This window comes from Streptococcus sanguinis, assembly GCF_900635155.1.
Lineage (GTDB): Bacteria > Bacillota > Bacilli > Lactobacillales > Streptococcaceae > Streptococcus > Streptococcus sanguinis_G.
This window is the reverse complement of the sequence record NZ_LR134002.1, coordinates 1,539,444-1,552,042: the sequence shown is the minus strand read 5'-3', so window position 1 is coordinate 1,552,042 and position 12,599 is coordinate 1,539,444. Positions and strand designations below refer to the sequence as shown.

Here is a 12,599-nt window from a genome sequence, read left to right as displayed (position 1 = left end):
CAGTTCCAGTCAGTCTGTGTTATACTAAGTTTCATTATTTATTTTAGGAGGGTAAAATGTCTATTATTACACTGATTTTGGCAAGTTTGGTTGCCTTGGAATTTTTCTATATCCTCTACCTGGAGACCATCGCTACGACTTATGCAGCGACAGCTCGGGTTTTCGGTATGTCACAAGAGGAGTTGGAGCAGCAGTCGGTCAATACACTTTTCAAAAATCAAGGAGTTTACAACGGATTGATAGCTGTTTTGGTCTTGATTGCGGCCTTTGTACAGCCTAGTCCGGTTTGGCTGGGAATTTTTATGGTTTATATCATCTTGGTAGCAGCTTATGGTGCAGTGACCAGTGACCCCAAAATCCTGTTCAAGCAGGGAGGGCTGGCTATGCTGACCCTGCTTAGTTTATTTTTCTAAATAGAGTGAGGAAAATTGATTTCTCGCTCTTTTTTATATAATGATTGACTTTTTTGTTAGACAAGTGTAGAATAAAACTAGAAATAGCATTAATTTAGAAAGTGCGTGAGAACGATGAAAAGATCTATTAAACGTTTACCAGACGGGGAATTTACTATTTTAAAGGTAATTTGGCAACTGCCTACCCCGACGACCTCTGCCCGTATCATGGAAAAGCTGGGACCAGACAATCACTGGAAGCCCCAGACTTTGCTGACAGTCTTGGCTCGCTTGACGGAGAAGGGCTTTTTAGAAAGTGTCCGCAAGGGGCGTGAAAGGCAGTATACAGCCTTGATCTCAGAAGATGAGTATCTGGAAGTTGAGGCTTCGGATTTCTTGAAACGTCACAGCGGCCGTTCTATGGGCGGTTTTGTCAAAACACTCTTTTCTTCTAACTCCTTTTCGGAAAATGAACTGGATGAGCTGCGTAGTTTGCTCAACCAAGGAAAGTAGGATGGAGGGATAAGCATGAAACAGTTCCTTCTTTCTTTTCTGCTGACCAGTTTGTCAACATCCATTTTGGTGCTGTTGCTTAGTCTGCTTTTTACGGTCTTTAAGACTAAGATTTCGGTCAGAGTGAAGTATTTTATTTGGTTTTTGATATTGCTGAGTTTTCTGTTCCCGTTCCGTCCTCAGTTTGGCTCAGGCCTGATTCGGCTGAATACAGGATCGGTAGTTCAGACAGCAGTGACTGCCACCCAGACAGGTGGTGCTCAGGGCGCTTCTCCAGCAGTTGAAAAAGCTGCCCAGCCAAAACTGTGGGAGGCTTTTCTCGGTCTGCCTTGGTTTGAGATTCTCTTTGCCATCTGGCTGATTGGCTTTGTCTTTAGTATAGGAAGATACGCTTATTCTTATATTCGCTTCAGAAAGATGCTAAAGCGCTGGGGCACGGAGTTTCAGGACGAAGAAGCGATGGCTCAGCTGCGGGCTGTTCAGCAGGAGATGGGAGTTAAGGGTCGGATTCGCCTGCTCCACTATCCTATGTCCCAAAGTCCCATGCTGCTAGGTTTCAGAGATATTTTAATCGTGCTGCCAGAGTTGGACTACACAGAAGAAGAGCTACAGCTTATTTTCAAGCATGAGCTGACCCACTACAAACACCGAGATGTTTTAATCAATCTCTTAGGGATTTTTGCCAAGAGTCTGCACTGGTTTAATCCAGTTGTCCGCTTTGCCTGCCGTGAAACCCAGGAAGCAGGAGAAATGTACTGTGATTACGATGTTCTGAGCTGTAGAGATACAGAGTATCGGACTTTCTACGGTGAAACGATTTTGACCATGATAGACCGCAGTAAGAAGACCCCAATTGCTCTGACGACCTGCTTTTACTCTGACAAGTTTAATCTCAAGCGTCGGATTGTCGGTATTATGGATAACCGGCTGCCTAAGAGATTTCTGTCTGCTGCCTTTGTAGTAGCAGTCCCTCTCCTTTTGCTCTTGACTAGCTCGGTCTTTGCCTTAGAAAGTCCAACTGCTCAACAAAGCAGACCTGTTGCAGGGCAAAAACAGTCTCAAGGACTCAGTCAGCGTCAGGCACTAGCATCCGTCTTAAAAGAGCTGTCTCTTTCTGAAAAGGACATTAAAGACCTCCAGATTTCGCGTGAGAAAGACACTTATAAGATTCGCTTCTCTCACGGGCAAACGGCCCATGAAACCATTGTCAATGTTAAGGATGGAAAACTGGTCAAATCTAAGCAGCATACCATTGTCGAAAAGACGGTAACGGTCGAAAAAGAAGTCAGCTCATCCTCGTCAGCTGCATCAACTCCAGCTGACAACAGCGCTACTGCAGGCGCAGGGAATACGGGAGCAGCGGGCTCGACCGGAGCGAATACTGGAGCTAGTACAGCGACAGTTCAAACTCCGTCTCAGAACAGTTCCTCTCATACGACAGATACTGATGATCCGGACGATGATGATGACCATGATGACGATTAAATAAAGGATTCTGCCAGTTTAAGTTTCTTAAAAGCTTAGGCTGGTAGAATTTTATTATCTTCTCAAAGGGGGGATTTGGCAATCCTTCAAGAGCTGTTAGTCATTAGTTTATTTTTTATTTTAGGTCGATTTTGCTTACAGTTTGCATTTCGTCTCCTAATGCTAAAAAAACTGAAAGATTATTTATCTTTTTTCTTGACATTTATAAACGACAAGTGTAGAATATAATTATAAACTACATTTGTAGAATGTTTTTGAAAAATACTGCTTGGAAAGGAGAAGAAAGCAAAGCTTATCCAGACGCTTGTAGGTGCAGAGCGGAAGCTCTATTTCTTTTAAAAGCAAAAACTACATTTGTAGAATTAAAGGAGAATCCAAATGAAACAAAAGCAAATCCAAACAAACTTCCAACGGATCGAAACTAAGTATATTCTTGACCGAGCAATGCTAGCTCGTCTTGAAGCTGACATGAGGCCTTACCTCACCGCAGATGATTATGCGACTTCAACCATTTCCAATGTGTATTTTGATAATGATGAGTTCCAGATGATTCAGGATTCCATTGCCAGAAAAGGCGGTCGTGAAAAAATGCGGATGCGCACTTATGCTGAGCAGCCGAATGATGATAGTCAAGTTTTCTTGGAAATCAAGAAGAAACGCGATGAAGTAGGCTTCAAATATCGTTTAGTTTCCAATCCTCTCTCTGTGACCAACTATATTGTGAATGGTGTGGTAGACCATACTATTTCTGATGACCGGGTCAAGGCAGAAGTGGAGCAGCTTCAAGATCGTTATCTAGACTTGAAGCCAAAAATGGTGATTAGCTATGACCGCTACTCTATGAGAGGCTTGGAAGATAAAAAGGTACGTGTGACAGTTGATTCCAACATCCGCTACCGAGATTATGATGTAGATTTAGCTTCAGGTCGCTATGGACTGCCCTTGCTGGAAGATGACAAAGTGATTATGGAAATCAAGGTTCCTGGGCAATATCCTCAGTGGCTGGCTGATATTCTCAATAAATATGGACTAGAAGACCAGTCCTTCTCAAAATACGGCAAAGCCTACCTGCAAACTAAAGAAAGGCTGACTCAAACAGTCAAGGCCTAAGGGGGTAGTCTATGCTCGATCAGTTATTTAACAGTATCTATTCCTCCACAGAGGTCAAGATTAATCCTTTGGCATTGATTTTTTCACTAGTTACTAGTGTGGTTTTAGGAATTATCTTGGCCAAGGTCTATAAGCGCCAAACCATTTATACCAAGGAATTTGTCGTCACCCTCTCCCTTTTGCCAGCCATCATTTCTATTATCATCTTCTTGGTTAATGGAAATCTGGGTACCAGTGTCGCCGTAGCAGGGACTTTCAGCTTGATTCGCTTCCGGTCGGCCGCAGGTGGCTCCAAGGAGCTTTTAGCCATCTTTATGGCGACCGCTATCGGGATTACAACAGGGATGGGATTTGTAGCATTGGGAATTGTCTTTACTCTAGCTATTTCAGGCATCTGGATGCTCTTTGAAAAGATGAGCTTTACTTCAGTCAGTCAGACCAGACGTTATGTTCAGGTTCAGGTTCCAGCTGATTTTGACTACGAAGTACTCTTTGATGCTATTTTTGAAACAGCTTGTAAATCAGCCGAACTGATCTCTCTCAAGTCAGCTGAAAAGAAGTCTATCAAGCTGGACTATGTTGTTGACTTGAATCCTGATGTGAATGACCGAGAACTCATTCAGCAGTTTATACGTTATGACAAGGTTCAAGACATTTCACTTTCCAAAGCCGCTAAGAAGCGTAAAACTCTCTAAGCAAAAGAAGACCAGCTGCAGCATAGCAGTTGGTTTTCTTGTTTCTGTAATAAAAAGGAGCTACATCATACTTACAGAAAATACTTGACACTCTTTTCTATATGTGGTATGATTATATAGATTTTGGACTTGAAGGGAGTGAAAAAAATGTCAAAAACAGTAGTACGCAAGAATGAATCACTTGATGATGCACTTCGTCGTTTCAAACGTGCGGTTACTAAAGCTGGTACTCTTCAAGAAACACGCAAACGTGAATTCTATGAAAAACCTTCTGTAAAACGCAAACGCAAATCAGAAGCAGCTCGTAAACGTAAAAAATTCTAATTGAACAAAAAAGCAGACTCCGGTCTGTTTTTTGTTTTCACTCTTTGGAGAGAAGGGGATGATTGTGAGCAATAGGCAAGAAAAAAACACTGATTTTCATCAGTGAATTCTCTTTATTTTTTCTCAGCCAACAAAGCTTTGATTTCTTGCAGGACTTCCAATTCAGTTGGTCCAGCTGGCGCTTCTTCAGCTTCTTCCTTCTTCTTAGCAAGGCTTTGTGCTTTTTCAGCAGACTTAACGATGAAGAAGAGAACAGTACCGATTACCAAGAAGTTAATTACAGCGCTCAAGAAGTTACCATAAGCGATCCCGTTCCATTTCAATTGAGAAATTTGCTCCAAGTTTGCAGCTTTCAAAATTGGGTTGAGGAAGAGGGGAGTGATTACGTCAGTAATCAATGAAGTGACGATTGCTCCAAAAGCGTTGGCGATGATCACACCGACTGCCAAATCAATCACGTTCCCACGCAGCAAGAATTCTTTAAGATCCTTTAACATTCTTTCTTTCCTTTCAAGAATTTATTAATGTGATTATATTATAGCTTATTTATATGACATCTACAAGATATTTGTTTGTCAAATATTTTACATTTGCTTCATTTTAGTATAAAATATAGAATGATATTCTATGATAAATTGGAGGTATTGTCTCTTGATTGATAAAGAAATCATTTCTGAAATTAAAAACAGCGTCAATATCGTCGATGTCATAGGAGAAACGGTGGCCTTGACCAAGGCTGGGCGGAATTTCCTGGGACTCTGTCCCTTTCATGGCGAAAAGACGCCCTCTTTTAACGTTGTAGAGGACAAGCAGTTTTATCACTGTTTTGGCTGCGGCAAGTCGGGCGATGTCTTCAAATTCATTGAGGATTATCGAGGCGTTTCCTTTATGGATGCTGTGCAGATTGTAGCAGATCGGGCAGGGATTCCCTTGGCAGTAGAGACGGCGGGCAACGACCGACCGAGACAAAGCCATCCGCATCAGGATCTCTACGATATCCATACCGAGGCAGCTAAGTTTTACCATGCGGTCCTGATGACGACTAAGATGGGAGAGGAAGCGCGGGCTTATCTCTACCAGCGGGGGCTGACAGATGATGTTCTCAAGCATTTTCAAATCGGGCTGGCTCCTAATGAGGGGAATTATCTTCATAAGAGTATGGCTGGCAAATTTGATGAGAATACCATCATGAACTCAGGACTCTTCAATCTGGCGGAGAATAATCTGGTCTATGATGCCTTTCAGAACCGAATTATGTTTCCCCTGACCAATGACAGCGGGCAGGTTGTGGCCTTTTCCGGACGGATTTGGCAGGCAGTGGCTACTGATGGCCATCAGGCCAAGTACAAAAACAGCCGCAGCACCGCTATTTTCAATAAAAGCTACGAGCTTTATCATCTGGATAAGGCCAAGCCGGTTATCAAGAAGAGCCATGAGGTCTATCTGATGGAAGGCTTCATGGATGTGATTGCGGCTTATCGGGCCGGAATTGAAAATGCGGTTGCCTCGATGGGAACAGCTCTGACGCCTGAGCATGTTCAGCACCTGAGCAAGTATTGCAAGAAGATTATCCTGTCTTACGATGGAGATAGGGCAGGGCAAGCAGCAACTGCCAAGGCTTTGGATGAGCTGAGAGATATGACGGTGGAAATTGTTCGGATTCCGGATAATTTGGACCCCGATGAATTTCTCGCTAAAAATTCTGAGGAAGATTTGCAGCATTTGCTGAGCAAAACGCGAATAAGTAATGTGGAGTTTCTGCTGCATCATCTGAAACCAGATAATATTGAAAATCTGCAAGCTCAGATTGAGTTTGTAGAGAAGATGGCACCTATTATTGCGAAGACCAAGTCCATCACAGCGCAGAACTCCTATATTTACATGCTGGCTGAGCTGCTGCCAGACTTTGACTATCAGCAGGTGGAACAGACGGTAAATAACAGCCGCCTGGCTGAGCGCTCTAGTCGCAGTCAGGAGGCACCCACTCAGCAGTCTCAACCAGTCGTCATGCAGTTTTCTCCCTCAAATCGGCTGAGTCGTCTCATGAAGGCGGAAAATCATATCTTCCACCGCATGATGCATCATCCTTTGATTTTGAACCAATACCGGCTGAGAGAAGACTTTGCCTTTGACTCGGAGGACTTGCAGACTTTGTATGAGATTTTACTGGCAAATGGCGAGGTGACACCGCAGGATTTGTCCCAGCTGCCGGATCATGTCCAGCAGGCTTGGTACCGAGTCTTGGAAGAAGACTTGCCGGATGAGGTTTTGGAAGATGAATTGAAAGAAGTGGAAGAAACCAGAGAGCGGGAGATTTTGCGCAAGCATAATCAGTTTATTAGTAAGAAGATTCGAGAAGCCTCTCACAGCGGAGATACGGATACAGCCCTGTCCGAGCTGGAGCGCTTGATTAAGCAAAAAAGAAGAATGGAGTAGGAATGGCTACAAAACAAAAAGAAGTAACAACATTAGACGTTCAAATTGCAGAATTTATCCGCAACCACAAGCAGACTGGAGTTGCGACAGATGATGAAATCAATGATCAGTTGGTTATTCCTTTCACTTTGGATGCTGATGGGATTGAGGATTTGCTACAGCGCATCCAGGATGCGGGCATCTCAATTACAGATAAGGAAGGAAATCCTAGCGCGCGCGTTTTGAATACTGAAGAGGAAGAAGCGGAGCTGACGGATGAAGAGCTCTTAGGCAGTAATTCAGCCAAGGTCAATGACCCAGTCCGCATGTATCTGAAAGAAATTGGGGTTGTGCCTCTTCTCAGCAATGAAGAAGAGCAGGAGCTGGCTATCTTGGTAGAACAGGGAGACTTGGAAGCCAAGCAGCGTCTGGCTGAGGCCAATCTTCGTCTGGTTGTTTCCATTGCCAAGCGTTATGTCGGTCGTGGTATGCAATTCCTTGACTTGATTCAAGAAGGAAATATGGGGCTGATGAAGGCTGTTGATAAGTTTGACTACACCAAAGGATTTAAGTTTTCAACTTATGCGACTTGGTGGATTCGTCAGGCCATTACCCGTGCGATTGCTGACCAAGCTCGGACCATTCGGATTCCAGTCCACATGGTGGAAACCATTAACAAGCTGGTTCGCGAGCAACGCAATCTCTTGCAGGAATTGGGTCAAGACCCAACACCAGAGCAAATCGCTGAGCGCATGGATATGACACCTGACAAGGTTCGTGAGATTCTCAAGATTGCTCAGGAGCCAGTTTCATTGGAAACACCTATTGGTGAGGAAGATGACAGTCATCTGGGAGACTTTATCGAAGACGAAGTGATTGAAAATCCAGTTGACTATACAACTCGTGTCGTCCTTCGTGAGCAGCTGGATGAAGTTTTAGACACCCTTACAGACCGCGAGGAAAACGTCTTGCGTCTGCGCTTTGGTCTGGACGATGGAAAAATGCGGACACTGGAAGATGTCGGCAAGGTCTTCAATGTCACTCGCGAGCGGATTCGCCAGATTGAAGCCAAAGCCCTGCGTAAACTCCGCCACCCAAGCCGCAGCAAACCACTCAGAGACTTTATTGAAGATTAAGAACTGAAGAGCGCAAGAAGGGGCAGAAATTTTTCATTAGGAAGCGTTAAGTCGGCAATTCTAGCTGAAAAACAAAAGCCCCCTCAAGCTAACTTGAAATTTTTGCTCTATCTATAAGGAGGATATTGCATGTCAGAAAAAAAATACAGCCCTGAAGAAGTTGAAAAGATTAAAACGCGTATTTTAGAGAGCTTGGAGCAAGTCATTGACCCAGAATTGGGAATTGATATTGTCAATCTAGGTCTAATCTATGAAATCCGTTTTGACGAGACCAATGGGGAAACGGAAATCGATATGACCCTGACAACTATGGGATGCCCTCTGGCGGATCTTCTGACTGACCAGATCTATGATGCCATGTCAGATGTTCCAGAGGTTACCAAGACGGATGTTAAGTTGGTTTGGTACCCAGCTTGGACGGTGGAAAAGATGAGCCGCTATGCTCGGATTGCTTTGGGGATTCGCTAAGAACTAATAGTAAGTGCTGGCCTGCTGCGTGCAGGCTTTTGCTTTTTTTAGCAGATTCTGTTATAATGTTCCTATTGTCTTGGGGTCGTTACGGATTCGACAGGCATTATGAGGCACATTTTGCAACCCATCTAGCGGATGTAAAACGCCAGTTAAATATAACTGCAAAAAATAACAATTCTTACGCTGTAGCTGCCTAAAAACCAGCCAGCGTGACCCGATTCGGATTGCTTGTGTCTGATGACAGGTCTTATTATGAGCAAGCTACGGCAAAATCTGGTCTAGGGATTTTGCAAGAGAATTATAGACTCGCTTGACTTGGGCTTGAGCTATGTGTCAAAGTGAAGTTAAATCAATACATAGCCTATGGTTGTAGACAAATGTGTTAGCAGGTGTTTGGACGTGGGTTCGACTCCCACCGGCTCCATTATTTTAAAGCCTTTCTAAAACGTTGAGAAATCAGCGTTTTTTGCTTTTACAATGTTCAGGAAATCTTGATTTCTGTCTGAAAAAGTAATACAATGATGTTAGTGATGGCAAAGGAAATATTTGTATTTCTATTGGGTTGATTTCATAAGTATTAAGGGAAGTTTGATATGAGTTTTTTTAAGAATCTGTTTGGTAAGAAACAAGAGCAAGAGGAAGAGAAAGTAGAAAAGGTAGAAGAAGCAGTGCTTGATGTGCCTTCAGAAGATCCTTTTCCGAGTGAGTGGGGATCTTTCTCAACTTATATTGATGACAAGTTGGCTAGCATCCGTCTGAATCTAGCTCTTGCTGATGAGGCACCCTATCCTCTCTATGCCTATGCTATGAGGCTCAAGATATCGCTCCTTCAGTACGATGGGGAGACGGGTTTTCCATCTAGTGATGAGTTTAAGGAGCTGAATGTGATTGAGGATCGGCTTTCTGAGGCTTTGGGCCAGGTCGGTGGCATTCATGTTGGTGTGATTACGACAGATGGAAATATTGAGTTTTACTACTATCTGCAAGATAAGAAAAGCCATCTAGAGCCGATTGCAAACGTGATGCGCGACTTTCCAGACCGCCGCTATGACTCAGCGACCCTGGAAGATGAGGATTGGGATCAGTACTTTGACTTTCTCTATCCTAATGAATACGAGTATCAGACCATTCTCAACCAGCGGGTCTGGTACCAGCTGGAGCAGGACGGCGATGACCATAGTCAGGAGCGCGAGATTGATCATTGGGCCTATTTCGCTTCGGAGGAAGACCGAGATGGTTTCCTAAAGGAAGTTGAAGAGTTGGGCTACAGCCTCGTATCTGCTGAAAAGATAGAAGATGCGGACAAACCATATCAGCTGCACGTGATTCGTATGGATACGACAGAAATCTTTGATTTGAACCAGAATGTTTGGACTTTGGTTGAATTTGTGAAAAAATTTAACGGAAACTATGGCGGTTGGGGCTGTAATGTGGTATAATGGTTAAAGTTTTGAGAAAGCTGGACTTTCTCTTTTGTGGAAGATTACTCAAGAGGCTTAAGAGGCTGTGTTGGAAACGCAGTAGGCGTGTAAAAGCGTGCGTGGGTTCGAATCCCATGTCTTCCGTCATCATATGCAAGAAACGCTGTTTGGCGTTTTTTCTATTTGTAAAAGAGGAATGAAAGTAAGGTGATTCTTTTTGAATATGAATATTTTTGGAAATGCTTGAAAACAATTTCAGCAAAAAAAATAAGTATTTTATTGTTCATTTTATATAATAGTGTGGTAAAATGGGATTAATGGATTTTTAAAAAGGATATAAATTAAAGGGAGAATTATGTTTTTTAAACGTCAAAAAGGTAAGTACCACGAAGTAGAGCGTGTGACTCGTTTTAAGCTGATTAAATCGGGTAAGCATTGGCTGCGTGCTGCGACATCACAGTTCGGCCTTTTTAGATCAATGAGAGGGGGAGGCCTTTCATCGATCGAGCTCAAGGTAACGGAAGAACAAGTTACCGATAAGAAGAGCGGCATAGACTTTTTGAGGGGCATTGTCGCCACGGGGGCCGTGCTGGGCGGTGCTCTTGTGACAAACACAACCGTTCACGCAGAAGAAGAACAGGCTCTGGAAAAAGTCATTGACACGACAGACGTTTTAGCGACACGTGGTGAAACAGTTTTAGGAGAAGAAAGCAGTGCTGCTGAAGCGGCAACCGCAACGGCAAGCTCACATACTGAGTCAGAGTCTGTATCAGATACATCCTCAGCCAGCGCCAGTGCTTCTGTCAGTGCATCTATCTCTGCCAGCATCTCAGCTTCAGAGTCAATGTCACAGTCTAGCTCTGCCTCTATCAGTGCCAGCACATCTCAGTCAGTCTCAGATTCCTTAAGTGTATCTGAGTCTCTTTCGGTGTCTTCAAGTGCATCGGCTTCAGTGAGTGCTAGTACTAGTCAGCCAACCAGTTCTTCTCAATCAGTTTCTGCCAGTCAGACCTCTGCATCGTCTGCATCAGAAACCGGCAACTCTACAAGCAGCCAGCAGTCTACAGAATCCTCTAGTCAGACTGGGCGTAGAAGAACGCGTCGGGCTACAGATACAACCCCTCCTACAATCACTCTCCCTCAAGAGGTAATAGCCTATCGAGGAGAAGAGTTTGAGTTTTTTGTCGAAACAACTGATGATAGTGGTCGAGTTAATCGAGTCATTGTTCGAAATATTGAAGGAGCAGATAACTCTACTTACTTAGATCCAAATTGGATAAGATATTCTACTGATAACTTGAGTGTTCCAGGTAATGCAACGCCTGCTAATCCTCTAAGGACTCGTGTCTACGGTATTGTGCCAATTAATCATGGTGTTGGACCTGGGGATCGCTATACTAAATATGTCCGAGCAGAAGATGCTGCGGGGAATATCACTAGATTAGTAGACAAACAAAGTGAGCGTTTTGTATTAGTTATAAGACCTCAGACAGAAAAATATACTCCTCAAGCTCCAACTTTAACCTATGTTCAGAATGCGAATAGTCTGACCCCAACAGACAAAGATGCGGTCATTGCTGCAGTCAAAAGTGCTAATCCAAATCTTCCTGCCACATCAACTTATTCGGTTTCAGAAAATGGTACCGTAACAATTACCTATCCGGATGGTTCAACAGACACTATTGCTGCTGCACAGACAGTTGATACAGATAGGGTAGCCCCAGTCTTTGTTGATGAGGGTAGAGACTATATCTTCTATCGTGGAGAAGAAGGTACTGCTGAACTCCACTTTTATGATAATAGTGGTAAGATTACCAATGTAAATTTTGCAGGAGATCTTGCTGCTAGTAGCACTTATAACACTTTGCTAGGCTTAGGTTTTACATTTAATACACCGAATATAAACAATCCTAATAATGCTACGGAACAAAATCCTCTTGTGACAACTATTAGAGGGACGATACCGAAAAGTCTACCAGCAGGACCTGGTGGTAGATACACTTTCAAGGTTAGAGCGACAGATGCTAGTGGTTTAACTAGTGAAGCAAAAATTTTCAGAATTGTTTTTGCTAACCAGACAGATAAATATACACCAAACAATCCTGGAAGTTTAACTGGGGTTCTGAATCCCCAGCAACTATCAACAAGTGAAAAAACAGCTATTGAAGAAAAAGTTAGGGCGGCTAATACAGGGAATCTGCCTAACAATGTCCAATATGTTGTTAACAATGATGGTTCTGTGACGGTTATTTATCCAGATGATACTCCTGCTAGCCGTTCAAGAGATACAATAACAGCTGATAGGACTGTTCAAGATTTACGTCCTAGTTTATCAGCGAGTGCGTCAGTGTCTGCAAGTACGTCCGCGTCGACCAGTGCGTCAGTGTCTGCAAGCACGTCCGCGTCGACCAGCGTATCAGTAAGTGCCAACACGTCCGCATCGACTAGCGCGTCTACAAGTGCAAGTACATCGGCATCCACAAGTGCGTCAGTATCTGCCAGCACCTCAGCGTCCACAAGTGCTAGCACGTCCGCCTCAACGAGTGCGTCAGTGTCAGCAAGCACCTCCGCGTCGACGAGTGCGTCAGTGTCTGCAAGTACGTCAGCCTCAACGAGTGCATCAGTAAGTGCAAGCAC

General features: G+C 43.7%; 12 protein-coding genes, 1 tRNA gene, 1 other RNA gene and 2 pseudogenes. 14 read left to right on the top strand and 2 right to left on the bottom strand.

Annotated features, from left to right (window positions below; all coding sequences use genetic code 11):
- The first annotated feature begins 56 nt into the window (after positions 1–56).
- The 6 genes from ELZ47_RS07675 to rpsU all read left to right on the top strand — a co-directional run bounded on the left by ELZ47_RS07675 (position 57) and on the right by rpsU (position 4,519).
- Positions 57–413 carry a DUF1304 domain-containing protein gene (locus tag ELZ47_RS07675; RefSeq protein ID WP_002900698.1) on the top strand — a complete coding sequence of 119 codons (357 nt, stop codon included), beginning with the start codon at positions 57–59 and terminating at the stop codon, positions 411–413.
- A gap of 114 nt (positions 414–527) precedes the next feature.
- Complete coding sequence (locus ELZ47_RS07670; RefSeq protein ID WP_002895954.1) at positions 528–905, top strand: BlaI/MecI/CopY family transcriptional regulator; 378 nt, start codon at positions 528–530, stop codon at positions 903–905.
- 15 nt (positions 906–920) lie between these two features.
- Complete coding sequence (locus tag ELZ47_RS07665; protein WP_126435716.1) at positions 921–2,390, top strand: M56 family metallopeptidase; 1,470 nt, start codon at positions 921–923, stop codon at positions 2,388–2,390.
- A gap of 378 nt (positions 2,391–2,768) precedes the next feature.
- Positions 2,769–3,500: a polyphosphate polymerase domain-containing protein gene (locus tag ELZ47_RS07660; protein WP_126435715.1), complete on the top strand. Its 732-nt coding sequence runs from the start codon at positions 2,769–2,771 to the stop codon at positions 3,498–3,500.
- 11 nt (positions 3,501–3,511) lie between these two features.
- A complete protein-coding gene (locus tag ELZ47_RS07655) occupies positions 3,512–4,195 on the top strand; it encodes a DUF4956 domain-containing protein (RefSeq protein WP_126435714.1) in 684 nt (227 codons plus the stop codon).
- A 147-nt stretch (positions 4,196–4,342) separates the two neighbouring features.
- Positions 4,343–4,519 carry a 30S ribosomal protein S21 gene (gene rpsU, locus ELZ47_RS07650; protein ID WP_000048054.1) on the top strand — a complete coding sequence of 59 codons (177 nt, stop codon included), beginning with the start codon at positions 4,343–4,345 and terminating at the stop codon, positions 4,517–4,519.
- Between the two features lie 113 nt (positions 4,520–4,632).
- On the opposite strand, the gene mscL is transcribed toward rpsU, so the two are convergent.
- Complete coding sequence (mscL, locus tag ELZ47_RS07645; RefSeq protein WP_002895947.1) at positions 4,633–5,016, bottom strand: large conductance mechanosensitive channel protein MscL; 384 nt, start codon at positions 5,014–5,016, stop codon at positions 4,633–4,635.
- A gap of 154 nt (positions 5,017–5,170) precedes the next feature.
- Here mscL and dnaG point away from each other — a divergent pair, with 154 nt between their 5' ends.
- The 7 genes and pseudogenes from dnaG to ELZ47_RS12110 form a co-directional block, all read left to right on the top strand.
- The gene (gene dnaG / locus ELZ47_RS07640; RefSeq protein ID WP_331852789.1) at positions 5,171–6,955 is read left to right on the top strand and encodes a DNA primase; all 1,785 of its coding nucleotides are present in this window, start codon (positions 5,171–5,173) and stop codon (positions 6,953–6,955) included.
- Positions 6,956–6,957: 2 nt separating this feature from the next.
- Complete coding sequence (gene rpoD, locus ELZ47_RS07635) at positions 6,958–8,070, top strand: RNA polymerase sigma factor RpoD (RefSeq protein WP_002895944.1); 1,113 nt, start codon at positions 6,958–6,960, stop codon at positions 8,068–8,070.
- Between the two features lie 129 nt (positions 8,071–8,199).
- Complete coding sequence (locus tag ELZ47_RS07630) at positions 8,200–8,538, top strand: metal-sulfur cluster assembly factor (RefSeq protein ID WP_002895943.1); 339 nt, start codon at positions 8,200–8,202, stop codon at positions 8,536–8,538.
- An 81-nt stretch (positions 8,539–8,619) separates the two neighbouring features.
- Positions 8,620–8,968, top strand: a transfer-messenger RNA (tmRNA) gene (gene ssrA, locus ELZ47_RS07625).
- Positions 8,969–9,134: 166 nt separating this feature from the next.
- Positions 9,135–9,980 (top strand): DUF695 domain-containing protein, encoded by an 846-nt coding sequence (locus ELZ47_RS07620; protein WP_002900691.1) that lies wholly within the window; start codon positions 9,135–9,137, stop codon positions 9,978–9,980.
- A 38-nt stretch (positions 9,981–10,018) separates the two neighbouring features.
- A tRNA-Ser gene (locus tag ELZ47_RS07615) sits at positions 10,019–10,106 on the top strand.
- A 211-nt stretch (positions 10,107–10,317) separates the two neighbouring features.
- Positions 10,318–10,557 (top strand): annotated as a pseudogene (locus ELZ47_RS12110) (accessory Sec-dependent serine-rich glycoprotein adhesin); the annotation flags it as partial.
- A 26-nt stretch (positions 10,558–10,583) separates the two neighbouring features.
- On the opposite strand, the gene ELZ47_RS12105 reads toward ELZ47_RS12110, so the two are convergent.
- Positions 10,584–10,844, bottom strand: coding sequence for a hypothetical protein (locus ELZ47_RS12105; RefSeq protein WP_032910452.1), 261 nt, complete (start codon positions 10,842–10,844; stop codon positions 10,584–10,586).
- Here ELZ47_RS12105 and ELZ47_RS12100 point away from each other — a divergent pair.
- Positions 10,807–12,219, top strand: a pseudogene (locus ELZ47_RS12100) (sialoglycan-binding domain-containing protein); the annotation flags it as partial. The gene ELZ47_RS12105 and the pseudogene ELZ47_RS12100 overlap by 38 nt on opposite strands.
- Positions 12,220–12,599: the final 380 nt, after the last annotated feature.

Bases quoted from the DNA above. Each gene is read 5' to 3' on its own strand.
- ELZ47_RS07620 (WP_002900691.1), top strand. From the start codon at position 9,135: ATGAGTTTTTTTAAGAATCTGTTTGGTAAGAAACAAGAGCAAGAGGAA.
- rpoD (WP_002895944.1), top strand. From the start codon at position 6,958: ATGGCTACAAAACAAAAAGAAGTAACAACATTAGACGTTCAAATTGCA.
- rpsU (WP_000048054.1), top strand. From the start codon at position 4,343: ATGTCAAAAACAGTAGTACGCAAGAATGAATCACTTGATGATGCACTT.
- ELZ47_RS07655 (WP_126435714.1), top strand. From the start codon at position 3,512: ATGCTCGATCAGTTATTTAACAGTATCTATTCCTCCACAGAGGTCAAG.
- ELZ47_RS07675 (WP_002900698.1), top strand. From the start codon at position 57: ATGTCTATTATTACACTGATTTTGGCAAGTTTGGTTGCCTTGGAATTT.
- ELZ47_RS07630 (WP_002895943.1), top strand. From the start codon at position 8,200: ATGTCAGAAAAAAAATACAGCCCTGAAGAAGTTGAAAAGATTAAAACG.
- mscL (WP_002895947.1), bottom strand. From the start codon at position 5,016: ATGTTAAAGGATCTTAAAGAATTCTTGCTGCGTGGGAACGTGATTGAT.
- ELZ47_RS07670 (WP_002895954.1), top strand. From the start codon at position 528: ATGAAAAGATCTATTAAACGTTTACCAGACGGGGAATTTACTATTTTA.
- ELZ47_RS07660 (WP_126435715.1), top strand. From the start codon at position 2,769: ATGAAACAAAAGCAAATCCAAACAAACTTCCAACGGATCGAAACTAAG.
- ELZ47_RS07665 (WP_126435716.1), top strand. From the start codon at position 921: ATGAAACAGTTCCTTCTTTCTTTTCTGCTGACCAGTTTGTCAACATCC.